This window comes from Pseudomonas cyclaminis (assembly GCF_015163715.1).
Lineage (GTDB): Bacteria > Pseudomonadota > Gammaproteobacteria > Pseudomonadales > Pseudomonadaceae > Aquipseudomonas > Aquipseudomonas cyclaminis.
In genome coordinates this window covers 14,867-38,443 of record NZ_JADDUM010000008.1, presented here as the reverse complement: position 1 = coordinate 38,443, position 23,577 = coordinate 14,867, and the positions used below count along the sequence as shown (strand labels likewise).

The following is a 23,577-nucleotide window of genomic DNA, read 5'->3' as shown; positions in this document are numbered from 1 at the left end:
AAAGTCAGGTAGAGCAGCACGAAGATGATCAACAGCGTGGCAGGCACCACCAGTTTGAGTCGTGCGTTGGCCCTTTCGAGAAACTCGAACTGCCCTGAGTAACTCAGGCTCATGCCGGGCTGCAACTTGACCTGTTCACTGACGACCCGACGCAGGTCGGCGACTACCGAGGCAATGTCCCGGCCACGCACGTCGATGTACACCCAACCAGAGGGTCGTGCGTTCTCGCTCTTGAGCATCGGCGGACCGTCCGTGACTTTGACCTTCGCCACTGTGCCAAGGGTGATCTGGCTCCCTAGCGGGGTATAGATCGGCAATTGCTCCAAGGCACCGAGCGAGTCACGCCACTCCCGTGGGTAACGCACGTTGATCGGGAAGCGTGCGAGCCCTTCAATGGTCTCACCGACATTTTCACCGCCGATAGCGCCGGCCACGATCGACTGCACATCGGCGATATTCAGCCCGTAGCGGGCGGCGGCTTTGCGGTCGATATCCACATCGATGTAGCGACCACCGGTCAGTCGCTCGGCCAGAGCCGAACTGACACCGGGCACCCCCTTGGCCACTCGCTCGACCGCCTGAGTCGCGGCATCGATCTCCGTCAGGTTGGTGCCGGCAACTTTCACTCCGATGGGACTCTTGATCCCCGTAGCCAGCATGTCGATACGGTTACGAATCGGTGGTATCCAGATATTCGTCAGCCCAGGGACTCGTACCACTCGATCCAGTTCTTCCACTAACTTTTCCTGGGTCATGCCTGGACGCCATTGCTCGTGCGGCTTGAACTGGATCGTGGTTTCGAACATCTCCAGCGGTGCGGGGTCGGTGGCGGTTTCAGCGCGCCCCGCTTTACCGAAGACGTGTTCGACTTCAGGCACGGTCTTGATCAAACGGTCAGTCTGTTGCAGCAGTTGTGCCGCTTTCTGCGCCGACAATCCCGGCAGAGCTGAAGGCATATAGAGCAGATCACCCTCGTCCAACGGGGGGAGAAACTCGCCACCCAAGCGAGACATTGGCCATAGCGCACTGACAAAAACCAATAGCGCCACCAGCAGCGTGATCTTTGGCCGACGCAAGACTGCGTCCAGGGCTGGCTGATAGATCCGAATCAACCACCGGTTCAACGGGTTCTGATGTTCACTGGGAATTCGTCCCCGAATCCAGTAGCCCATCAGCACCGGCACCAAGGTCACTGACAATCCCGCCGCTGCAGCCATGGCGTAGGTCTTGGTGAATGCCAAAGGACCGAACAGCCGTCCTTCCTGAGCTTCCAGCGTGAACACCGGAATGAACGACAGAGTGATGATCAACAAACAGAAGAACAGCGCGGGGCCTACCTCTGCCGCCGCTTCGGTCATTACATGCCAATGACGCTCACCCTTCAGTTCTTCCCCCGGATTCGCCGCGTGCCAAGCCTCGATCTTCTTGTGGGCGTTCTCGATCATCACCACGGCGGCATCGACCATGGCGCCGATGGCGATGGCTATCCCGCCCAAGGACATGATGTTGGCGTTGATGCCCTGGTAGCGCATGACGATGAAGGCAATCAGCACCCCCACCGGCAGCGAAATGATCGCCACCAGGGATGAGCGCAGGTGCCAGAGGAAGATCCCGCAGACCAGCGCGACGACGATGAACTCTTCGATTAGCTTGTGGCTGAGATTTTCCACAGCGCGATCGATCAGCTTGCTACGGTCGTAGGTGGTGACGATTTCCACCCCGGCTGGCAGACTCCTTTTCAGTTCGTCGAGTTTGGTCTTGACCGCTGCAATGGTCTCGCGCGCATTCTTGCCGCTGCGCAAAATCACCACACCGCCGACGGTCTCGCCTTCGCCGTCGAGTTCGGTGATGCCACGCCGCATTTCCGGACCCAACTGGATCGTGGCGACATCGCCAAGGGTCACCGGCACTCCTCCCGAAGCCAGCTTGAGCGGGATCGCCCGAAAGTCATTGAGCGTCTTCAGGTAGCCGGAAGCACGCACGATGAACTCGGTCTCCGCCATCTCCAGCACCGCGCCACCGGTTTCCTGGTTGGCCTTGCCGATGGCTTCGGTCACCTCAGCCTGAGTAATACCGAGGCTGGCCAGTTTGAGCGGATCAAGCTGCACTTGGTACTGCTTGACCATGCCGCCCACGGTGGCCACTTCCGCCACGTTGGGCAGGGTCTTGAGTTCGAACTTGAGGAACCAATCCTGAAGTGCGCGTAGCTGCGCCAGGTCGTGTCCGCCACTGCGATCCACCAGTGCGTACTGATAGATCCAGCCCACCCCCGTCGCATCCGGTCCCAACGCCGGCTTGGCGCTGGCCGGCAACCGACTTTGTATTTGGCTCAGATATTCCAACACCCGCGAGCGAGCCCAGTACAAGTCAGTGCCGTCTTCGAACAGCACGTAAACGAAGCTGTCACCGAAGAAGGAATAGCCACGCACCGTCTTGGCACCCGGTACTGAGAGCATGGTGGTGGCCAACGGATAGGTCACCTGGTTCTCAACAATCTGCGGCGCTTGTCCCGGAAAAGGGGTGCGGATGATCACCTGAACATCCGAGAGATCTGGCAGCGCATCGATGGGCGTGCTCTGCACCGACCAAATGCCCCAGGCCGTGACAAACAGCGTCGCCAGTAGCACCAGGAATCGGTTGGCCACTGACCAACGAATCAGGGCAGCGATCATGGCTGGTTCCCCGATTTTTCCAGGTGCTCAACACGCAGGCCATCGTCGGTCTGACTCACCGCAACCCGAACCTTGTCACCCGCTTTCAGTCCCTGCATCAGCGCCGGGTTGGCGAGTGGAAACGTCATCGTCATGCCAGGCATGCCCAGCGTTTTGAAAGGACCATGGGCGAGCGTGACTTCTTTGTCGTTGATCTCAACGATCTGCCCATCCGCCTCATGAAAGCTGGAGGCTGCTGCGCTGGGTGGTGACTCTTCCTCCATGCTTGCAACAATGCCCTTTAGACTGGCCTCCGAGTCGAGCAGGAACTGGCCAGAGGTAACCACCTTCTGGCCTTCTTCCAGACCTTTCACTATCGCCGTCTTGCCATCGCTTTCCTGCCCGAGTTGCACCGCCACGGGACGGTAGCGGCCGGCGTCTTCGGCGAGCATCACCAGAGCACGTCGGCCCGTGCGAATGACGGCTTCGCTCGGCACCCACAACACACTTTGCTCGGTCGAGCGGTTCAGGCGTACCTGCGCGGTCAAACCCGGCCTGAGGCGCCCGTCCGGATTGGGTAGTTCCACCCGCACACGAAGGGTGCGGCTGTCCGGATTGGTCTCGGGCAAAATCGCGCTGACCTTGCCACTGAGCGTTGTCCCTGAGAAGGCTGGCAGACGCGCTTCGACCGCCTGCCCCACGGTGATCGATCCGGCATCCGATTCTGGAACGGCCACGGCTAGCCAGACACTGCTCAAGCCATTGACGCGTGCCAACGTATCGCCAGTCGCCACGGTCATGCCCGCACGTACGTTCAATTCTTGCAGCACACCGGCAATGGGGCTGGTGAGCGTCAGGTAGGGCTGAACCTTACCGCCACGCTCTACCTGAGTAATCATTGCTGCTGGCATCCCTGTGAGTCGTAGTCGCTGGCGGGCCGCAGCCAACAGGTCAGCATCCCCGTTGCGCTTCAGGGCAAGAAACTCTGTCTGGGCAGCGGCCCACTCAGGCACCAGGATATCCGCCAACGCCGCGTTGGCTTTGAGTACATCGCCGGGAGCATGGGCATAGACCCGCTCCACAAAGCCAGTGGTGCGTGCCTGAATCACAGCGACATCACGTTCGTTGAACGTCAAGGCACCTGTCACATCGAGGCTCGAATCAAAGATCCCACGAGTGACAGTCGCAAAACGCAGACCTAGATTCTGGGTCAGACCTGGATCGATACTGACGGCCGCACGGGCCCCTGCGCCACTGGCGTATTGGGGAACCAGTTGCATGTCCATGAAGGGGGATTTCCCCGGCTTATCGAACTTTTGCTGCGGGTACATGGGGTCGTACCAATACAGTGCTTTGCGTTCATCCGGTGAATTGAGGCTCTGTTCCGGGGCGGTACCTGGTACTCCGCTCATACGCTGGTGAGCGAACCAGTAGCCACCGGCAACACCCAATGCCATCGAGATACCTACCAGCAATGCCCCGTTCCATTTTTTAAGGATCATTGGCTGGACTCCCCATAAGCAAAATACAGACGCGCACTGGTCAGCGCTCGCTGCTCTTCCACGTCGATCTGTTTGAGGCGGGCCTCGATGAGTTCACGTCGGGCGGCAACAACGGCGCTTAAATCGCCTTTGCCGGAACGATAACTGGCCATGCTGAGTTCGACCTTTTCCTTGGCCAGCGGCAACAGGCTTTCCTGGCTTCGGTGCACGGCACGATTCAGGCGTTCATAGTCAGCCAGTTCGTTTTCCAGTTGCTGGGTGTGCTCGCGAGACAGGGCTTCGCGCTCGGCCTCAAGCTGGCTGAGTTCAGCCTGTTTGGCTGCGATTTTTGGATTTTGGCGAGAGTCAGGAAACAGCGGTAGGTCCCAGGAAAATTGCACGCTGACCATATCGCCAAACTCACGGCCACGGTGCTGGTAATCCAGTTCCCAGCTCCAGTCCGACTGCTTCTCCGACACGGCTTCACGAACCTTGGCTTGCGCTTCGCGGGTCATCGGCGCAAACGCTGCCAACTCGGGATGGTGTTGCAGTTTATGAGAGTAGCTTGAGGGATCGACGGACCATTCAGGCAAGCTGCCCACAGGCTTGTCGTTGGCAGCCGAGCCAATCCAGCGTTTGAGGGCCGCTCGGGCCTGCGTGCGCTGGCGAGTCAGATCGTCCTGTTGCTCCGCCAGTTGAGCCGCTTCTTGCTTGGGCGTCACGGCATCGGCGGGTTGAGCGCGGCCACCGGTAATCTGGGCCCGGACGGTATCGCTCAGCAGGCGATTTTCTTTGTAGAAGTCCTGGAACAGCGCATCTTTGCGCTCAACCGAGTAGCTACTGATCCAGGCCAACGCCGTGGACTGGCGTACCTTCAGACGTTCGACTCGCCGCTCCGCAGCGGCGCGATCAACCGCCGCATCGGCGACTTCAATACGCGCTTTGCGCTTGTCGCTGTTGGGCATTTCTTGCCTGACTCCGACCATTTGCATGGTCATGAAGTCCTGGTCGATGCTCCAGCGATCCGGACCGCCAATGGGGTAGTTCTGCACACCCAGCAGCAGTTTGGGGTCAGGTAGCTCACCGGCTGGAATAGCCGCGCTGCTGGCAGCTTGAATTTTGGCGTCTTGTGCGGTCAGCGACGGTGCATTGTCTTCGGCCAGCCGCAACGCTTCATCGAGTGTCAACGCGGCAGCAAGGCTCGGCAATGCCAATACGCTTGCCGCCAGACCGGCCACGAGGGACCAACCTGTGCAATAGCACTTGGAGTTCATGTTTACGATTCCTGTGATCATCCACTGCGCGCGGAAAAAGACACGCGCGCAGCTAGTCCATCCCGCTAATGCGGAAAGAGGCTCAATGTGGGACAGGAATCAAACGCGAGGCGGTCGCCATACCCCGGACGGGGTCTGTACGGGTAGGGAATCGCTGAAGAAGGAAATCACAACGGGGCTGAATACAGTTACAGGAGGCTTGAAGATCGAGACTTGCAGCATGCCGCCTGTCTTGCACTCCTGGCCCGGCTTGCAAGGTTTGCCGTGCTCGACAGGACTTTTCATGTCGTTGCAGCAGTCCATCCCCATGTCGTCCATCATCACCATGCCCATCGTCTTCATTGGGCAAGGTTCTGTCGGTGCCTGAACGCCCGCCATCCCGCTGAGGGGAAGCGCCAGGCTAATCATGAAGATGATGCAAAACCGCAGATAGCGTTTCATGGGCTGGAGTGTAGTCGCTCAAAATGGCTCTTACAATTGGACGCATGGCCTGAACGGCCTGCCAAAAGGCCTAATTCAGGAGATAACACCGAACCTGAATTAAGCCAGCATTAATGTCCTCGGAGAGGGTAGACAAACAGCGCTTAACATTTTTAAAGTCAAGGTGACCTATTGATCTATCGCCTTGAAAAAATTTCTATACGACATCCTGACTCAAACATTAAGCACCCTCATCGCCGGCGGCCTCGCAGCTGTCATAGCACTTGCATTCAATGGCTCCGACTCCAAGCCTTCCTGCACCACACCGCCAACGCCTATCCACGCCGACCTGCATTTATAAAGTAGCCAAACGTTACATCTGCCTCCCCTCCCAAGGGGAGGTTGCTCATGTGTATGGATCTTTCTTACCTGCTTCGTTAAGTAGCGACGCAGAATGCCTGGGCAGGCCTATAGAAATTAAGGCTGCGAGCAGTACGAATGCGCTCGATATCCACAAGCACGCGCCCAACCCATACACCTGATAAACCCAGCCGGAGAACACCGTGCCTATCAAGCGTCCCATGGCGTTCGACATGTAATAAAAACCCACATCCAGCGATACGCCGTCTTCCTTGGCGTAGGACACGATCAGGTAGCTGTGCAGCGAGGAGTTCACCGCGAACAACGCCCCAAAGACCATTAATCCGCCGAGCAGCACCACCTGTTGTGACACCTCGCTGTTCAGCCCGAGAGCGATTGCCGCAGGCAGGCCCGCCAGTGCAAGTGCCCACAGAAATGCCGCACGACCATCCGGTACGTGCCCACGTTTCTTACCGGTGATGTTGGGCGCGAAGGATTGCACAATGCCGTAGCCAATCACCCAGGCCGCAAGGAAGCCGCCAACCTGCCAGAAGTCCCAGCCGAAGACGCTGCTCAGATACACCGGCAAGGCCACCACAAACCAGACATCGCGGGCGCCGAATAGGAACATTCGGGCCGCTGAGAGAATATTGATCGCCCGGCTCTTGGACAGGATGTCGCGAAATTTTGGCTTGGCTTTGGCCTTGCCTAGGTCCTTCTTCAACAGGACCAAGCTGCTGATCCAGATCAGCGCCAGGACACCCGCCATGGCCAGCAAGGCGCCTTTGAAGCCGATGAGTGCCAGCAAGGCCCCACCAAGAAAGAAGCCGACACCCTTGAGTGCGTTCTTCGAGCCGGTGAGGATCGCCACCCACTGGTAGAGCTTGCCCTGTTGCCCATCAGGAACCAGAAGCTTGATGGAGCTTTTGGCGCTCATTTTGTTCAGGTCTTTGGCAATCCCCGACAGCGCCTGAGCGCCCATCACCCATGGGATGGTTAGCCAGGCGACAGGAACCGTCAGCATCAGCAGCGCCGCGACTTGGAAGCCCAGCCCGATGTTCATTGTTCGGTTCAGACCCAGCCGAGCGCCGAGGTAACCACCCACCAAGTTAGTGATCACGCCAAAGAGTTCGTAGAACAGAAACAATGCCGCGATTTGCAGTGGGCTGTAGCCCAACGCGTGAAAGTGCAACACCACCAACATGCGCAAGGCGCCATCGGTGAGGGTGAAGGCCCAGTAGTTGCCCGTGACGAGTAGGTACTGCCGCACTTCCGGAGCGAGGGCTGACAACGCTTTCATGACCGCTCCTTAGACTGCCAGACCGACCATTTTGGCCAGTTCGACGGTGCGGTTGGCATAGCCCCACTCGTTGTCGTACCAGGCATAGAGTTTGACCTGGGTGCCGTTGATGACCATGGTCGACAGCGCATCGATGATCGATGAGCGCGGGTCAGTGCGGTAGTCAATGGACACCAGCGGACGCTCCTCAAAACCAAGGATGTCTTTCAGCTCGTTCTCGGAGGCGTCCTTGAGGAACTGATTGACCTCTTCAACAGTAGTGGCCCGCTCGACTTCAAAGACACAGTCAGTCAGCGAAGCGTTGGCCAGCGGCACGCGTACGGCGTGACCATTCAGGCGTCCACGCAGCTCCGGGAAGATTTCGGCAATGGCGGTGGCCGAGCCGGTACTGGTTGGAATCAGGCTCATGCCGGATGCACGTGCACGACGCAGATCCTTGTGCGGCTGATCGAGAATGCTCTGGGTATTGGTCAGGTCGTGAATGGTGGTGATCGAGCCGTGGCGAATGCCCAGCTTTTCGTGGATCACTTTCACCACGGGCGCCAGACAGTTGGTGGTGCACGAAGCAGCCGTGACGATGCGATGTTCCGCCGCATTGAACAGCTGATGATTGACGCCCATGACGACGTTCAGCGCGCCTTTTTCCTTCACTGGAGCGCAGACCACCACGCGCTTTACGCCTTGGTCGAGGTAAGCCTGAAGCACAGCGACGGTTTTCATCTTGCCGCTGGCCTCGATCACCAGATCGCAATCCGACCAGTCGGTGTCCGCAATCGCTTTGTTCGCGGTCACCTTGATGCGCTTGCCGCCAATCACCACATGATCGCCTTCTGCACTGGCTTCGTTGTGCCAACGACCATGCACAGAGTCGAAGTTGATCAGGTGCGCATGAGTTACTGCATCACCTGCCGGATCGTTGATCTGCACGAATTCGAATTCTGGCCAGTTCCAGGCGGCTCGCAGCGCGAGGCGACCAATCCGTCCAAAACCATTGATGCCAACTTTGATAGTCATGTTGTTGTGCTCTGTATCTGTTGTCAGTGGGAGTTCGACGGGGTGTCAAACTGGCCGATGTATTCGATATGGGCAGGATGCTGAATTGCGCGAGGACGCAACGACTGAACATCCCGGATGGCATCGCTGAAGGGCACACCGCTCTCGATCAACAGTTGAGCCGCGATCAAACCGGTACGGCCCGAGCCGCCCTTGCAATGGATGGCAATGGTTTTCCCTTCGGTCAGCAGCTGCTTAAGTCGTGGATGGTGCTGTTCCCATGCGGCTTTGAATGCTTCGCCAGGCGCTTGATCGTCTTCGACGGGCAGGTGAAACCACTCGATGCCAAGCATTTGGCATTCTTCCGGCAGCAGGTCGATCTCGTTCTGAAGCAACTCTTCTGTCGGCATCAGCGTCAGCAACGCCGAGGCCCCTGCGCCCTTGAGGGTTTGCAACGCCTCGAAAGGTCGGGTGCCCTTCGTGCCTGGGCACGGGGTGAAGATCAATTGGCCATTGAACTGTGCCAGAGGCAGTACGGAATAAGGGTGTTGTTGCACGGTGAAAAATCCTCAGATGGAGCGCTGATTGACACGTTTCATGAGTTCTTCCGCTGACTCTTTGCGCTCGGAATAACGATCAACCAGATAGTCCTGACGGTCGCGAAGCAGCAGCGTGAATTTCACCAACTCCTCCATCACATCCACGACGCGGTCGTAGAACGGAGAAGGCTTCATCCGGCCGTTATCGTCGAACTCCATATAGGCCTTCGGCACGGAGGATTGGTTGGGGATGGTGAACATGCGCATCCAACGTCCCAGCACTCGCAGCTGATTGACCACGTTGAACGACTGCGAGCCACCGCACACCTGCATGACCGCAAGGGTTTTACCCTGGGTCGGGCGTACCGCGCCCATCGCGAGTGGTACCCAGTCGATCTGAGCTTTGAACACTGCGCTCATGGAACCGTGACGTTCTGGAGAGCACCAGACCTGCCCCTCGGACCACAGCATCAGATCGCGCAGCTCCTTCACACGCGGATGATCGTCGGGTGCGTCATCTGGCAGCGGCAAACCCGACGGATTGAAAATCCGCGCCTCTGCGCCGAAGTGCTCCAGCAGCCGAGCGGCTTCCTCTACCAACAGGCGACTGAAAGAGCGCTCACGGGTCGATCCGTACAGCAGCAAAATGCGCGGCTTATGGATGGAGGTTTTTTCGATACCTAGTTTGCCTGTCGATGGGAGATCAACCAGTTCGGTATCGAGTTGGGGGATATGGTCATCAAACATAGTCTTTGTCCTGCGCAACGGCGCTCGTGGATTCATCGAACCAGCGGCGTTTCAACCAAAGGGCCACACCGACCAGAGAAATCAGTACCGGTACTTCCACCAGCGGACCAATCACCGTAGCAAAGGCGACCGGGGAAGCCAGGCCGAAGGTGGCAATGGCCACAGCAATCGCCAGTTCAAAGTTGTTGCTTGCGGCTGTGAAAGCCAGTGCGGTGGTGCGCGGATAGTCAGCCTTGAGCAGCTTGCCCATCCAGAAGCTGATGAAAAACATCACCACGAAGTAGATCGTCAGAGGGATCGCAATACGCAACACATCCAGCGGCAATTGCAGCACCACGTCGCCCTTGAGGCTGAACATGGCGACGATGGTCAACAGCAGTGCCACCAGCGTCAGCGGGCTGATCTTCGGAATGAAGCGCTCTTGGAACCAAGCTTCACCTTTACGGGCGATGAGGATCCTGCGGGTCAGGAAGCCCGCCAGGAACGGCACACCCAGGTAGATCAGGACGGACTCGGCAATGCTGACAAAGCTGGTCTCAATCACACTGCCTTCCAGTCCAAACAGCGGCGGCAACAGCCCAAGGAAGACCCAGGCATACAGACTGAAAAACAGGATCTGGAAGATGCTGTTGAACGCCACCAGCCCAGCAACGTATTGATTGTTGCCTCCCGCGATCTGATTCCACACCAGCACCATCGCGATGCAACGCGCCAAGCCGATCAGGATCAGGCCGGTCATGTATTCCGGCTGGTCCCGCAAGAAGATGATCGCCAGTGCGAACATCAACACCGGGCCGATGACCCAGTTCTGGACCAAAGACAAAACGAGGATGCGCTTGTCCTTGAAGACTTCCGGCAGTTCCTCATAACGAACCTTGGCCAGAGGCGGATACATCATCACGATCAAGCCGATAGCGATGGGGATGTTGGTGGTGCCCACAGAAAGACTGTTGAGCCACTGCGGCCAGCCTTCAAACAGGCTCCCCAAGCCGATACCCAAGGCCATGGCAAGAAAAATCCACAGGGTCAGGTATCGGTCCAGGAAGGAAAGGCGGCTTTTACTCATGGTCATTGCTCCTGTGGTTACAGCGTGCCAATCAGGGCCAGCTCTGCCTTGAGCTGTTCGGCACTCAGTTGGGAAAGCGGTAAAGCCAAGAAGGCTTCAATACGGGTTCTGATCTGCTCCAAGGTGGCTTCAAATGCCGCGCCAACCTCTTCTTGAGTCCCGTGGTATTCCGAAGGGTCAGCCAGCCCCCAGTGGGCCTTGGTGGCCGGCCCGAAAAATACCGGACAGGCCTCACCGGCAGCCTTGTCGCACACCGTGATGACGAAATCAGGTGCCAAGTTCACATGGACATCGCTGGACTTACTGAACAGTCCGAGCGTCGACATAGCAGCGTTTTCCAAAGTCTTGAGACTCAGCGGATGCACTTCACCTTTGGGCTGACTGCCCGCGCTGTAGGCTTTCATACCTTCCGGTGCCAAGTGATTGAAGACCACTTCACAGAGGATGCTGCGGCAGCTATTGGCGGTGCAGAGGAACAGGATTTTCATCGAGCGATCTCGTAGTCGAAGGCGGAATCAGGCGATTTAGCTTTCACAGCAGGCCAGTGCCCGTTCAGGACGGTCGCCCATTTCATCAAGGCGTTTGGCGTCAGGGCTCAACCAATGCTTGTTGCTTTCGAGCACAGTGGTCAGTACTTGATGGACCCAATCTGGGAGATTTGGATGCAGTCGGTAATACACCCATTGGCCTTGTCGACGGTCCGACAACAGACCGCAACTCCGCAGCTGCGCGAGGTGTCTGGAGACTTTTGGCTGACTCTCGTTCAACGCGCAGGTCAGTTCGCAAACACAAAGCTCTCCTTCACGGGTGATGAGCATCATCGTGCGGACCCTAGTGTCGTCAGCCAGGCATTTGAAAACAGTGGTCGGTGTCAGATGGTCAGCCATATCGTGTTCTCAGTGTTTGTTTTTGACCAAGACGAACATCTTGATGCGCTCATGAATTTCGTGAAGGGTGTGGCGGAAGGCATCGGGTTTGGTGCTGGTGACAGGGTCCTCAAAACTCCAGGCCAATGCTTCACTGGCTCCAGGTAAAGACAGACATTCAGCTGCGGCTTTATCACACAAGGTGATGACGTAATCGAAACGCTCACCACGGAACTCGTCTACCGACTTGCTACGTAATCCTTCAGTGCTCACACCGATGTGTGAAAGCGCCTCGAAGGTGCGCGGATCTACCTGAGTCGGAGTTGTGCCGGCACTGAACGCTTCGAAATGCTCCGAATCGGTATGTCTCAGCAACGCTTGGGCCAGCTGAGAGCGGGCAGCGTTGGCGGTACAAACAAACAGGACACGGGCTTTGCTGGTCATTGTGAAGTCTCAGCTCATATGCGGTTTAACGAATATATGTTTTTCCGCATGTGGCGTAAAGCTTTGATGATAAATTCATTCAACAAGACCCATTAGGATGCGCTGAACGGTATCGTTTACGTGTGCTAGGCGGAACGAAATTTCAGATCAGGCTAGTCTGACAAGTCGAAACATCTGAGTTTTTGTATATACGAGTAATGTAATAAGCCCCTAGCCAGGTCGTGCGATCTGACTGCGATACCGCATTCCAAAATCCACGACAGGACAGGCCGCGCTAGCCCTAAATCATCTCTGCGTGCTTCATAGACAATTGCCATCGCTCGCTATAACGTCGCGGGGCTGTTTTTACCGGCATCCAACCTGTCAGCGGATTCGTGAATGACTAGGACACTCAGTGGAATTACGCAGGCGGCTTTCAGTTTTCGGGCTATGAGTCTTGTTGTGGTAGCTACAGCCCTTCCTTTCCGTGCGTTTGCTGTCCCCTATGCTGCGGTGTTTGAGCGATGGGATATTATTGTCACGCTTCTAGCCGGAAGCCTCGCAGGTGCGTGGTTTGGAGCTGGGTGGGCAACCAAGCTCAAAAGCAAAACCTTGTACCGCGTATTGGCAGTGCTGCTTGTAGGGATCGCCGCCGCTTTGCTGTTCGGTCATGAGACAAGCGCTACTGGAACCCCTTTGTTTCATGGCGTGATACTGGCTATCGTCGGGATCGTTGTCGGTTTCGGCATTGGGGTGGTTGCGGCGTTGATGGGCGTCGCTGGGGGAGAGTTGCTAATACCCACAATCGTTCTTCTATTCGGTGCTGACATCAAGCTCGCCGGGAGCCTCTCACTTGCTGTCAGCCTGCCCACAATGATTGTGGGCTTCACGCGATACAGTCGCGACCAGAGCTTTTCAATAATCCGAGCCCAGCGACCCTTTATTCTGATCATGGCCGCGGGTTCCATCGTCGGAACATTCATCGGCGGACAATTATTAGGTCTGATCCCGACGACATATCTGCTGCCGCTGCTCGCGGCAATTCTGTTGATATCCTCAGTCAAGGTATGGCGTCATAGTTGATTTCTGGCTCGATCAATTTGGACTGGCTCTCCACCACGAGAGGACGCACAAGCACCATCTGAGCACGCGTAAGAAATAAGGCGGTCAGACCTGACCCGTCCCCTGTCGTAGGGGCGGGTACCGGTGGATGTGCGCTAGCCTTTGCAACAACCCGACGCGGCACGAGGTGCGACCTCAGAAATGGATACTCCAGCGCCGCAACAAAACGTCTGACTTGCCGAAGCCTTCAAACGATCATCGACTTCATCGAAATCCGAGTTGCAAATGCCAGTCTCCGGGAGGACTAGCTCAACCCTTTTGGCCGCATTCCAATCGCCCGCCAATGCCGCGACAACAGACCGTACCTGCTCATACCCCGTCATCAACAAGAACGTAGGTGCCCGGCCATAGCTCTTCATCCCCACAATGAACAAACCTTCCTCAGGATGGGCCAGCTCTACCGCGCCATGGGGTCTGACCGTACCGCAGCTGTGTTCGTTAGGATCAATCATAGGAGCGAGTAACACTGCGCTTTGGGTCGCGGGATCGAGTGCGATACGCAGCTCGGCGAGCAGGCTCATGTCAGGGCGGAATCCAGTCGCCACAATGAGTTCGTCCATAGGTGGAAGAAGCTTCTCTCCCGCCTTCACGACCAGCCCTTGGCCACTGCTTGTGACCTGATCGATAGCGACGTTTTTGAACAACTCGATCACGCCGTCGTTCAGCAACTGGCGAATCTTCAGGCCGAGCTTTCCGCGCTCTTCCAATTGGTCATTCGCCCCACCACCCAAAATTCGATCAAGAGAATTACCTCGGATCGCCCATAGCACTGTGGTTTGCGGCGCCTCCTGAATCAGGCGCACCAGATCTTGGAGGGCGTTAAAAGCGGAGTGACCACCACCCACCACTAGCACTCTTTGGTTGGCATAGCGACTCCGGCCGCGGCCCAGTACCTCCGGAATGCCGTATGCAATGTTCGCTGCATGCTCGATTTCGCCCAATGCAGGGATGCCATGGGTACCCATCCAGTTCGGTGTCAGGTAGGTGCCCGAGGCATCAATGACAGCGCTGGCCAGTACATCTCGTTCACCCGATGGCCCTATGACACGAAGTAAAAAAGGAGATGCCGATCTGCCCTGAGTCTTCATTACATCCTGACCGACGCGCGTGACGGCCAGAACACGGGTATTGAGCTGCAAGTGACGCTTGATCTGTTCTAGGTCCGCGAGAGGTCGAACAAACCGATCCAGCAGTTCACGACCCGTTGGATACTCGTTCTCCGGCGGTGGAATCCAACCATCGGCCAGCAAAAGTTGGGCCGCCTCCTTGTCCACGTTGAACTGCCATGGAGAGAACATCTTCACATGTGCCCATTCTTCAATGCTGGCCCCAGCTTTCGAGCCAGCTTCCAGAATCAGCGGCGTGAGACCTCGGGCCAGCAGGTGAGCGGCTGCCGCCAGGCCCACTGGACCTGCTCCAATTATGGCGACGGGAAGGTGAGTGTTATCCATGATCGACTCCTTCAGGTTGGCTGATTGTTCGGGAACAGGCGCTCGACAATCGCGCAGTCGAGCCAACGTCCTTCTAGGCAGGCGTGTTTTTCATACACCCCCACTTGGCGAAAACCGCAGGCTTCGCACAATGCGAGGCTGGAGTGATTGAAGGTAAAAATGCGTGAAAGGACTTTCCAGAATCCGCGAGCTTCGGCTTCTTTCAGCAGTGACTGAAGTAACTGTTTGCCTAGCCCCTGGCCGCGAACACTGCGATCTAGGTAAATGGAAAAATCCGCAATGCCGTCGTAACAGGCACGAGCGCGATAACTACTGAGTCCTGCCCATCCAACAACCTGATCCGTCTCATCGACCATGACCAACACTGGATAGCGCTCCATTGATTTGATGCGATCAAGCATGTCTGCCGGGCTTCGGGGAGTCGTTTCAAACGTAGAGCTACGCTCCTCGATCCCCTGGTTGTAGATGGCGGCTATTGAAACAGTGTCTTTAGTTTCAGCTAAACGAACTCGCATTGTTGGAGCCCCATTACGTTGGTAGTAACAACATTATTGGCAAAAAAAAGGGAAGTTCTTCCCTTTCATTCCTTGCTCTTCACCGCAGGGCAGCATTCACTCACGAGTCCGCAGCGAATCTCCGTGGCCCGCGTAATCTGCCTGAGCAAACTCAGCGCTCCTTGCCTGGCTTCAGCCGAGATGTCCTCGATCATTGCTCGCTCCTCAGCAATCAGGTCAGCTCTGATTTTCTCGTACAGCTCACGTCCGGCATCCGTTGCCTGAATCCGTACTGCACGCCGGTCTTCATCATCCTCAACGCGGGACACATACCCTTTGCGTTCCAAGGTATCGATCACTCGACTCGCCGTGCTTTTGTCCAAGAACATTTCTTCTGCCAAGACCTGAAGACGCAAAGCGCCCCTTTTGACCAGCGTCTCGACGGCATAGCATTGGGTTACAGATACGTCGTAACAGCAAATCCGATCACGATCACGGAACTGATGGACGCGAACCAGCTGGTTCAACGCTTCATACAAGTCCTCGGAATCCTGAGTGAGCTGATCGTTTTTTCGCTTCATCATAACCGTCACAAATTAGTTGTTAGGTGCAACAGTAATCCTGATTTCCCGAAATCGTCAACACCGATCTCTCGATTGACGATAGCCAATGGAAGGCGCTAGCTTGTTGTTACTGACAACAAAAAAATGAGCACGCCGGTCGTGACACTTCCAGAGCAGATTCATCCTCCGATCAATCGCTCCACGCTCGTATGGGCCATGGGTTTCACCCAGATTCTTGCCTGGGGTTCGACCTACTACTTGCCCGCAGTACTTGCGTCTCCGATAGCCAAAGAAACGGGGTGGTCCATTACCAGTGTGGTGGGCGGCCTGTCCTGGGGGCTGCTGGTAGCGGGAGCGTCCTCTCCGGCCGTTGGTCGTCAGATTGATCGCCGTGGTGGACGTTCTGTCCTAGCCGCCAGTTCACTGCTGCTGGCTCTCGGCATGCTACTGATGGGACTCGCGGGCAACGTTGCCACCTACTATGTCGCCTGGACCCTGATCGGCGTTGCCATGGCGGCAGGCTTATACGACGCAGCTTTCTCAACCCTGGGACGACTTTTCGGGGAGGAGGCTCGAACGTCAATCACCGGGCTGACCTTGTTGGGTGGCTTCGCCAGCACCATAGGTTGGCCGGTGATAGCGGGACTGGAGACTTGGATCGGCTGGAGAAACGCCTGCTTTACCATCGCCGCAGCTCATCTGCTAATCGGATTGCCCATTCATGCGCTGTTGATTCCTGGAAGCACAAAGCAACCGCCCCATCCCGTAACAGTAGAATCACCCAATGCGTCCGAGCTTCGCCCTAGGGCCACCAGCCAATTGTTCTTGTTGATTGCCGCCATGCTGACGGTTCTGGCGTTGGTCGTATCAGGTATCTCAGTACACCTGCTCAATGTCCTCAAGCAATTGGGAATGGCGACTGCCGTTGCCTTGGCCATCGGCATGGTGATTGGCCCTTCGCAAGTCCTGGCACGGGTGGCGGAGTTTTCCATAGGCAGGAACCTCCATCCAACCTGGTCCGCACGAGCCGGTGTGTTGCTGTGTTTGATCGGTCTTGGACTGCTGATTTCAAGCCTGCCTTGGCTGGCCTTTGTGGCGATAGCACTTTACGGAGCCGGTAACGGCATCCTCACCATCGCTCGCGGGACTCTTCCATTGGCGCTGTTCGGGCCTCAAGGATATGGCGCACGAATGGGACTGCTCGCAAGGCCCGTCCTTGTCGCCCAAGCTTGCGGCCCTATCGCCGCCGCTTACGTTCTGGACAGCTTCGGAGCATCGGTACTGCTTAGCGTGATGTGCGGGTTTCTGTTGCTGTGCTTCATCGCCACTTGGCGTCTGCCAACTACGCAAAAAGGCAGGTAATTACGATGTTCCGGTAGACGCAGTGTTGAGCAGAAAAAAATAGATAGCCGGCATCAAGCGAACACGGGGTGCGATGCATCGTGAATGAAGCGCATCAAGCTAGGGATGATGTGAGAAGCATCTGGTCCGACGCCTCTAAGGGTGGCCGAAGCAAAGTTGCGCTGCTTCGGTAATCCCACAAAATACAAACCCGGTACGTGCTCCGCCTTCCCGTTGCGTTGGGTCAGGCTTTCATTGCCCGCCACGTGCAGACCTGCCAAAAAACCAAGTTTCGGACGAAACCCGGTCGCGAAAACCAAACTATCCACGTCAGTGTGCTGCCCATCAGCCCAGATCACGCCCGTTGACGTTACCTCCGTGAACATCGGCTTGCGCTCAAAAAGTCCCTGCTTGATGGCTCGACGATAGGTGCCATCATCCAGTACGGGGGTACTTTGGTCATTCAGCCAACGAGTCTTCTCCATCCCTGTCCACTTGAGCCAAGCATGAAAATCCACACCGAGGATCTTTTGCGGGAAAAACCGAATCGATTCCCTTGTCGCCAAAACGACGCTGCTGACTTGAGCCAACTCATGGGCAATTTGTACAGCTGAGTTGGCCGCACCTATGACCACTACTCGTTGATCACTGAAGCCGTCGACATTTCGGTAATCAGCACTGTGTAAACGTTGCCCGCGAAAACTCTCCAGCCCCTGAATATCAGGGATGAACGGCTGATTGAATCCGCCAGTGCAAACGATCAATGCTTTGGAGCGGAAACGCTGACCATCCGATGCCTGAAGCAAAAATAGTCCATCTTCTCTATGCACTTTCTGGACTCGTGTGTTCTGCCGAATGGGTAGCTGGAAAGCGTCCGCGTACTGCTCCAAATAACGTACGACTTCATCGCGTAGCGGATAGTGCTTAGCTTCAGCTGGAAAAGGCATCCCAGGTAGCGATGAGTAAGCAGCAGGTGAAAAAAGTCTCAGGTTTTCGTAGTAATTGCGCCAGTTCCCACCAGGCTTGCTCTCGGCATCAAGGATGAGAAATCTGAGATTCTGCTGCCGCAGATGCCAACCGCACGCGAGCCCAGCTTGGCCCGCACCAATAACGATGACATCCGTGGGCTCAATAATTATGTTCATGTATGCGCACTCATGCATATATCAGAATGATAAAAAACTACTTAGATACACCAGGGCAGCAAAACGGAGCCAGACTCTTCATGTGCTGAAGCATGGCTTCGAGTCGTGTCACCACTGCCGGTCCATCCACCTCGTAGAACATCTGCCTGCTGATCTTGGTAGCGCGGACGATGCCGGCCTCTAATAGCACTTGCAGATGACGGGACACCACTGAACGCTCTTGAGGTAGCCCTTCGGCAATCTCACCGATATCTGCTCGCCCCAGTTGCATGACTCGCTTGAGCACAGCTACCCGCGACGGCTCGCACAGAGCTTTAAAGAAGGCTCCATCGAGAGAGTCGATGGCAGCATCAATTGCACGGGAACGTGTAGAGGTTCGGTTTGTCATGCGGAAGACTATATGTGCATATCCATGCACGCGTCAATTGTCCGAATGAGCGTCAACAACAAATATCAATAGCGCCTGATCAATGCCTGCAAGCTCCAGAATGATGAATTCGACCGTCAGCTTGGGTCGATTTCTGCCTTCCACGACAGGCAGTAAACGGCCCAGAGTGTGTAAAAACTCCAAAGCCAGCTTGGATGATTAAAAATCGCCCAAACGCGCATTGCCGCATCTGTCCGGCGTCAGTAGGATTCGGTCATCGCTGACATAAATGGATGTGTATATGGAAAGCATGCCGAGACTGGAAATTGAGCGCGTTGCGTATCAAGAGTTTTTAACTCTCTGGGAACGTGGAACATTCGATAATCAGCGCTTAGGCCAAGCGTTCTATAACCATTTTCGGCTTCATCGTCTGAGCGACCAAACGCGCCTGTTCGGTCTCTATGAAACTGACGGAGACAAGGCCATGACCGCGATCTCCCGCCTGTTCCAAATCAGATAACTCCGACCCCGCGTTTCGCGAGAGCAGGGTCAGCCTTGGGTCAATAGTCGCCTCTCATAAGAGACTCCGTTGGCTCAGAGTGTGTAAACGCTTTTGCGAACCCTTGCTATGATTTCTGAGGATTTCATCGCAGGGATCGCCAATGAAGCGCTTTATCCAAGGTGAACATCGAGGCCAAGGTACCTTACTTCCGGCTAGCCTCGACGACTACGTCAGCGATACCAATCCGGTGCGCGTAGTCGACGTCTTCGTCGACGAACTAGACTTGGTCAATCTGGGTTTTGAAGGTGCGATCCCAGCCGATACTGGCCGGCCTGCTTACCACCCTGCAATCCTGCTGAAGATCTACATCTACGGCTATCTCAACCGCATCCAGTCGAGCCGGCGTTTGGAGCGAGAAGCCCAACGCAACGTCGAACTGATGTGGTTGACCGGGCGCTTGATGCCGGACTTCAAGACCATCGCCAACTTCCGAAAAGACAACAGCAAAGCCATCCGAGGCGTCTGCCGCCAGTTCGTCGTGTTGTGTCAGCAGTTGGGACTGTTCGGAGAACATCTGGTCGCCATCGATGGCAGCAAATTTAAAGCCGTCAACAACCGCGACCGCAATTTCACCAGCGCCAAACTGAAGCGGCGAATGGAAGAAATTGAATCAAGCATCAACCGTTACCTGACGGCACTCGATGCTGCTGATCGGCAAGAACCAACAGCTACCGAGCCCAGCGCCGTGCGGCTGGAAGAGAAAATCGCCAAGCTCAAAATTCAAATGAAAGAGCTTCAGGCGATCGAAATTCAGCTCAATGAATCACCGGATAAACAGATCTCACTGACCGATCCAGACAGCCGATCCATGATGACGCGCGGCACGGGAATTGTTGGCTATAACGTGCAGACAGCGGTCGATACGCAGCACCATTTGATCGTTGCGCATGAGGTGACCAACGTTGGTTCCGACCGCGATCAACTCAGCTCGATGGCTAAGCAAGCCCGCGAGGCGATGGCGTCAGATGCGTTGTCGGTAGTGGCTGACCGAGGTTACTTCAAAAGCGAACAAATCCTCGCTTGTCACGATGCCGGTATCACTGCCTATGTGCCCAAACCGATGACCTCTGGAGCCAAGGCTGACGGACGTTTCAATAACGATGCCTTCATCTATGACGCGGCAAAAAACGAATACATTTGCCCCGCTGGCGAGGCTCTGATATGGCACTACTCCTACGTTGAAAAAGGCCTGAATTTGCATCGCTACTGGAGTTCGAAATGCCAGGGCTGCGCGTTGAAGTCGCAATGCACCCCGAGCACGGAACGACGAGTTCGACGCTGGGAGCATGAAGCTGTATTGGAGGAAATGCAGCTTCGGCTGAGCAAAGCACCGGAAATGATGCGCGTCCGAAAACGGACGGTTGAGCATCCCTTCGGGACGCTCAAACAATGGATGGGGGCGACGCACTTCCTGACGCGAAAGCTGGCCGGAGTGAGTGCGGAGATGAGCTTGAATGTTCTCGCCTACAACTTGAAACGGGTCATGAAAATCATCGGTGCCAACGGTTTGATGAAAGCGCTGACGGCCTGAAAAAGGCTGATTCTGGCCCATTCCAGAGGCTGTAAAAACAGCGTTGGCGTGTTCCAGGCTATGACCGATATGGCCCGTGACATGACCGTGCGATCGCTCAGTCAGCAAACGTCACTGCTCCACGACGATGAGGTCCATGAGCGTTTTTACACACTCTGGGCCGAGAGCTGCCCGCCGGGAACGGCAGCTTTTGTTGATAGCGGTCACTCAGGCGTCATCATCACTGCGAGTGTCATCTTGATGAACTCCTCGTTGCGGTCGATTGCGACCAGGGCACCCCTGATGTTGTCGGCCATCTCGGCAGAGCCGCGCTGCTCAACTTAATTTGATAATTCCAGGATGGCGGCCTCGAGGGCGAGCTGGTGTTCATTGATCTTGTAGAGCAGGGAAGGGAGCAGGTCAGAGTGCGGCATGGCATTCCTCCGTCGATAGGAAGAAACGGAGCAGTAAGAGAAGGTGTGATCGTTCGGCAGGACGCCGGAGATGGCCCGAAAATGTGTGGGGACTTTTCGCGGTCTGGCTCCGATAGGCAACGTTTGAAGCAAGCGTCAACGGAAGAGGCAATAAACGCCGAACCTTGGTGTCCATTTTCAAGCTGTCAAGCTTATGTGCGTGAGTTAGCACGTTGAGCCTGCAAGGTGGCTACACGAGCAGAAAGCTCCCTTTCTAGCTGTAGATGGCCTTCTCCATTATTCAGATATCGTATATACCGGTGATGAGCGATATCGAAGGGAATGTCAGCAGGATTTTGGGTAATTAGAATTACTTCTTTTCCGAAGCTGTGTGCAATTCCCATCTCGTAAAAAACATTGGCGTTTCTTGATGAGCAATCACAAATGACGATGGCAGATCGATCAATGAGTGACACAATGTCTTGAATAATTGCATGGTGCTCCCAGAAATTATCTGCTCTACCAGATCGCATCCCATTCGCTATAGCGACACGTTGAATTGTGTTCCAGGTGCCATCGAAACCCGCGAAAGGCATCATTGCAGAGAGCAGGTCGTTATCAACGGTTTGCGACTGCTCCAAGCTGAAAACGCTGGGTGTGCGCGTCTGTTGGTTACGTTGAGTAAGCAGCAGGTGGAATAGGTCGATGTCTTTTACGGCCCAGTGGGTTCTAGAAAATGACGGTGGACCGTAACGTGTTGCTTGAACGCCAAGCGATGGCGCCAGCCGAATAAGCTCTGCTTGGGGGATGGGGGGAATTGCAGGATCGAAGAAATACTCAAGGGATATTTCATCGCCTCCGATTTTTCGCACCTCTACTATTCGCCCCACCCTTGCCATTTGTAGCTCAGTACGATCGGTTTCTTCTGCGAACAATGTAGGTAGTCGTAGCAGCTTGTCGAAATCGACTGACTGATTGCTGGTAAATAGTTGTTGAATTTGAGGTTCCGTGTATTCGAACACACGACTCGCCCAGAAAATGTCGCGATTCGCAGACCATGGGGATGATTTGACCAAAAGGTTGAACATCAATCCGTCTCCTTGTGGAACTCAATGCTGTCATTGTGCTGGTGTCGCCGGGCCACATCAATCCATGCCAGCCGTAATGAACGCTGAGTACCTGTGATGTACAGCAATGAGCTGTAACTAGGGGGCCTTGAGCGTCGTGACTGCTTTAGTTTCAGGGCTGGCTGACGAACTGGCAAGCGCGGTAGTAAGGGCTTCGTACCCAATGGTCATAAAAAGTGCCATTAAAAATGCCCCCGCTGCTCCCATTGTCCATTCGGAGACTGCTTTGGCTTCTTGAAATTTTTTCTCTCCATCGCGAGCGCGATTCCACTCGTGCTTAAGCAGATCTCTCGAGGCAGAAGTCAAGAGCTTAATATCCTCATAAACGTCGGCAAATTTCCTGCTTTCAAACTTGATATATATATTTTCGATGAGAGTAAGGAATTTTTCGTTTCTTTCAAAATCTTCTGGCTTTTTTTCCTTGTTATTAATTCTAAGGAGGATGCTTATCCTAGCTTGGAGCATCTCGGTATAAAGCTCACTGTGATCCAGTTTTTTCTCCATGAACTTTGTCGGAGCATACATCATCCCTGCGTTGTCTTTTGTTATGTGTTCGATTAATGAGTCTATGCAAGAAATATATTTTGAAATTTCATCTCTGAGGCTATTGATCCAATTTTGTCTAAACTCTGAAACTTTTGATTCCTTTGTTGAAATGAATCCAGCATAGGCAATAGCTCCTGCGATCAATGCTGCTGAGACAACGCCAATGGGTACAAAGATATTTTCCGGAAAAGCCATTTCCTACACCGTCGCAGTAGATTGGTGGTGCAGGTTATTCAGGCTGGGCGCCTCAGTCTACTGTGCTGCACCCGCATCACTCTTGTCGTACCACTTTTTGTACCAATCCAGCGTTTTTCAGGGGGATTTAGGGGGCTGATTACCCCCTGAAACCCTTTAAAACCCTCAGACCAAAAACGCCAGCTAATCCGCACAGGCATACATCCGAGGAGTCAGCCTATGATGGTTTTAGGTTTGACCGTCAAAATTTCGGTCGGCCGATAACTCTTTCGAGTTCTTGTGCCTCACGTTCGGCAATCCATCTCCGCCGCGCTTCTCTTAATTCTTCGTCGATTTCTTGACGTCGAGTTTCTAGTTCCGGAACGACCTGCCAGTCGCCGGCGTCCGCCGCCGCCTCTGCCGCGCGTGCCAAATCTTGCGCACGTCGCTCGAGATCAACAACATTCTCGGGCTCACCCGCATCGTTTGCCGTTGGAAGAAGCTCCTGGCAGCACACTGAGCCTCATTATAAGCGCCGAGCAAATGCGTTCACGGATCGATCGGAAAAACATAATGTCTTTTTTTCAAAGTTGGACGTCGGTCATCTAGCTTGACGACCTTTCGAGGACACCGGCTGCCAAT

At 55.3% G+C, this 23,577-nt stretch carries 23 protein-coding genes and 1 pseudogene; 4 read left to right on the top strand and 20 right to left on the bottom strand.

The annotated features are described in order from the left end of the window. From IQK56_RS00915 to IQK56_RS00860, 12 genes are all read right to left on the bottom strand, one after another. Window positions 1-2,672 (bottom strand): efflux RND transporter permease subunit (locus IQK56_RS00915; protein ID WP_193901505.1); only part of this gene is annotated, 2,672 nt, incomplete at its 3' end. Continuing rightward, a complete protein-coding gene (locus IQK56_RS00910; protein ID WP_193901503.1) occupies window positions 2,669-4,153 on the bottom strand; it encodes an efflux RND transporter periplasmic adaptor subunit in 1,485 nt (494 codons plus the stop codon). The genes IQK56_RS00915 and IQK56_RS00910, both read right to left, overlap by 4 nt. Beyond that, the gene (locus IQK56_RS00905; protein WP_193861948.1) at window positions 4,150-5,406 is read right to left on the bottom strand and encodes a TolC family protein; all 1,257 of its coding nucleotides are present in this window, start codon (window positions 5,404-5,406) and stop codon (window positions 4,150-4,152) included. The genes IQK56_RS00910 and IQK56_RS00905 overlap by 4 nt, the downstream gene beginning before the upstream one ends. Before the next feature lie 99 nt (window positions 5,407-5,505). Beyond that, window positions 5,506-5,847 carry a hypothetical protein gene (locus IQK56_RS00900; RefSeq protein ID WP_193861947.1) on the bottom strand — a complete coding sequence of 114 codons (342 nt, stop codon included), beginning with the start codon at window positions 5,845-5,847 and terminating at the stop codon, window positions 5,506-5,508. A 385-nt stretch (window positions 5,848-6,232) separates the two neighbouring features. Next, a complete protein-coding gene (arsJ, locus tag IQK56_RS00895; RefSeq protein WP_193861946.1) occupies window positions 6,233-7,486 on the bottom strand; it encodes an organoarsenical effux MFS transporter ArsJ in 1,254 nt (417 codons plus the stop codon). Window positions 7,487-7,495: 9 nt separating this feature from the next. Continuing rightward, on the bottom strand, window positions 7,496-8,500 hold the full coding sequence (locus IQK56_RS00890) for an ArsJ-associated glyceraldehyde-3-phosphate dehydrogenase (RefSeq protein WP_193861945.1): 1,005 nt from the start codon (window positions 8,498-8,500) through the stop codon (window positions 7,496-7,498). A gap of 23 nt (window positions 8,501-8,523) precedes the next feature. Then, on the bottom strand, window positions 8,524-9,036 hold the full coding sequence (locus IQK56_RS00885; protein WP_193861944.1) for a phosphatase domain-containing putative toxin: 513 nt from the start codon (window positions 9,034-9,036) through the stop codon (window positions 8,524-8,526). Between the two features lie 12 nt (window positions 9,037-9,048). Continuing rightward, window positions 9,049-9,765 carry an arsenical resistance protein ArsH gene (gene arsH, locus IQK56_RS00880; RefSeq protein WP_193861943.1) on the bottom strand — a complete coding sequence of 239 codons (717 nt, stop codon included), beginning with the start codon at window positions 9,763-9,765 and terminating at the stop codon, window positions 9,049-9,051. After that, complete coding sequence (arsB, locus tag IQK56_RS00875) at window positions 9,758-10,831, bottom strand: ACR3 family arsenite efflux transporter (RefSeq protein ID WP_193861942.1); 1,074 nt, start codon at window positions 10,829-10,831, stop codon at window positions 9,758-9,760. Before arsB ends, arsH begins: the two co-directional genes overlap by 8 nt. A 17-nt stretch (window positions 10,832-10,848) precedes the next feature. Then, window positions 10,849-11,319, bottom strand: a complete 471-nt coding sequence (locus tag IQK56_RS00870) for an arsenate reductase ArsC (RefSeq protein WP_193861941.1) — start codon at window positions 11,317-11,319, stop codon at window positions 10,849-10,851. 36 nt (window positions 11,320-11,355) lie between these two features. Beyond that, the gene (locus IQK56_RS00865) at window positions 11,356-11,718 is read right to left on the bottom strand and encodes a metalloregulator ArsR/SmtB family transcription factor (protein ID WP_030131004.1); all 363 of its coding nucleotides are present in this window, start codon (window positions 11,716-11,718) and stop codon (window positions 11,356-11,358) included. Between the two features lie 9 nt (window positions 11,719-11,727). After that, on the bottom strand, window positions 11,728-12,141 hold the full coding sequence (locus IQK56_RS00860; protein ID WP_193861940.1) for an arsenate reductase ArsC: 414 nt from the start codon (window positions 12,139-12,141) through the stop codon (window positions 11,728-11,730). A 378-nt stretch (window positions 12,142-12,519) separates the two neighbouring features. Here IQK56_RS00860 and IQK56_RS00855 point away from each other — a divergent pair, with 378 nt between their 5' ends. Further along, entirely contained in the window at window positions 12,520-13,203 is a 684-nt protein-coding gene (locus tag IQK56_RS00855) for a sulfite exporter TauE/SafE family protein (RefSeq protein ID WP_193861939.1), read from the top strand. A gap of 134 nt (window positions 13,204-13,337) precedes the next feature. Here the strand turns inward: IQK56_RS00855 and IQK56_RS00850 are convergent, their stop codons facing one another. From IQK56_RS00850 to IQK56_RS00840, 3 genes are all read right to left on the bottom strand, one after another. Continuing rightward, window positions 13,338-14,693 (bottom strand): NAD(P)-binding domain-containing protein, encoded by a 1,356-nt coding sequence (locus tag IQK56_RS00850; RefSeq protein WP_193861938.1) that lies wholly within the window; start codon window positions 14,691-14,693, stop codon window positions 13,338-13,340. Between the two features lie 11 nt (window positions 14,694-14,704). Further along, a complete protein-coding gene (locus IQK56_RS00845) occupies window positions 14,705-15,208 on the bottom strand; it encodes an arsinothricin resistance N-acetyltransferase ArsN1 family A (RefSeq protein ID WP_193861937.1) in 504 nt (167 codons plus the stop codon). A 65-nt stretch (window positions 15,209-15,273) separates the two neighbouring features. Further along, complete coding sequence (locus IQK56_RS00840) at window positions 15,274-15,771, bottom strand: MarR family winged helix-turn-helix transcriptional regulator (RefSeq protein WP_193861936.1); 498 nt, start codon at window positions 15,769-15,771, stop codon at window positions 15,274-15,276. Between the two features lie 138 nt (window positions 15,772-15,909). Between IQK56_RS00840 and IQK56_RS00835 the strand changes: the two genes are divergently transcribed. Further along, the gene (locus IQK56_RS00835) at window positions 15,910-17,112 is read left to right on the top strand and encodes an MFS transporter (protein ID WP_341869473.1); all 1,203 of its coding nucleotides are present in this window, start codon (window positions 15,910-15,912) and stop codon (window positions 17,110-17,112) included. Between the two features lie 53 nt (window positions 17,113-17,165). On the opposite strand, the gene IQK56_RS00830 is transcribed toward IQK56_RS00835, so the two are convergent. Beyond that, window positions 17,166-18,236: a flavin-containing monooxygenase gene (locus IQK56_RS00830; protein ID WP_193861934.1), complete on the bottom strand. Its 1,071-nt coding sequence runs from the start codon at window positions 18,234-18,236 to the stop codon at window positions 17,166-17,168. A 37-nt stretch (window positions 18,237-18,273) separates the two neighbouring features. Further along, window positions 18,274-18,624, bottom strand: a complete 351-nt coding sequence (locus IQK56_RS00825) for an ArsR/SmtB family transcription factor (protein ID WP_193861933.1) — start codon at window positions 18,622-18,624, stop codon at window positions 18,274-18,276. Window positions 18,625-18,904: 280 nt separating this feature from the next. On the opposite strand from IQK56_RS00825, the gene IQK56_RS00820 reads away from it, so the two are divergent. Together IQK56_RS00820 and IQK56_RS00815 are read left to right on the top strand one after the other, a co-directional pair. After that, on the top strand, window positions 18,905-19,123 hold the full coding sequence (locus IQK56_RS00820) for a hypothetical protein (protein WP_047227998.1): 219 nt from the start codon (window positions 18,905-18,907) through the stop codon (window positions 19,121-19,123). Between the two features lie 142 nt (window positions 19,124-19,265). Further along, entirely contained in the window at window positions 19,266-20,696 is a 1,431-nt protein-coding gene (locus IQK56_RS00815) for an IS1182 family transposase (protein ID WP_193861932.1), read from the top strand. 203 nt (window positions 20,697-20,899) lie between these two features. On the opposite strand, the pseudogene IQK56_RS30970 reads toward IQK56_RS00815, so the two are convergent. From IQK56_RS30970 to IQK56_RS00805, 3 genes and pseudogenes are all read right to left on the bottom strand, one after another. Then, window positions 20,900-21,109: pseudogene (locus IQK56_RS30970) on the bottom strand (hypothetical protein). A 191-nt stretch (window positions 21,110-21,300) separates the two neighbouring features. Then, window positions 21,301-22,176 carry a hypothetical protein gene (locus IQK56_RS00810; RefSeq protein ID WP_178085542.1) on the bottom strand — a complete coding sequence of 292 codons (876 nt, stop codon included), beginning with the start codon at window positions 22,174-22,176 and terminating at the stop codon, window positions 21,301-21,303. Between the two features lie 117 nt (window positions 22,177-22,293). After that, window positions 22,294-22,956, bottom strand: a complete 663-nt coding sequence (locus tag IQK56_RS00805) for a hypothetical protein (protein ID WP_146021867.1) — start codon at window positions 22,954-22,956, stop codon at window positions 22,294-22,296. Window positions 22,957-23,577: the final 621 nt, after the last annotated feature.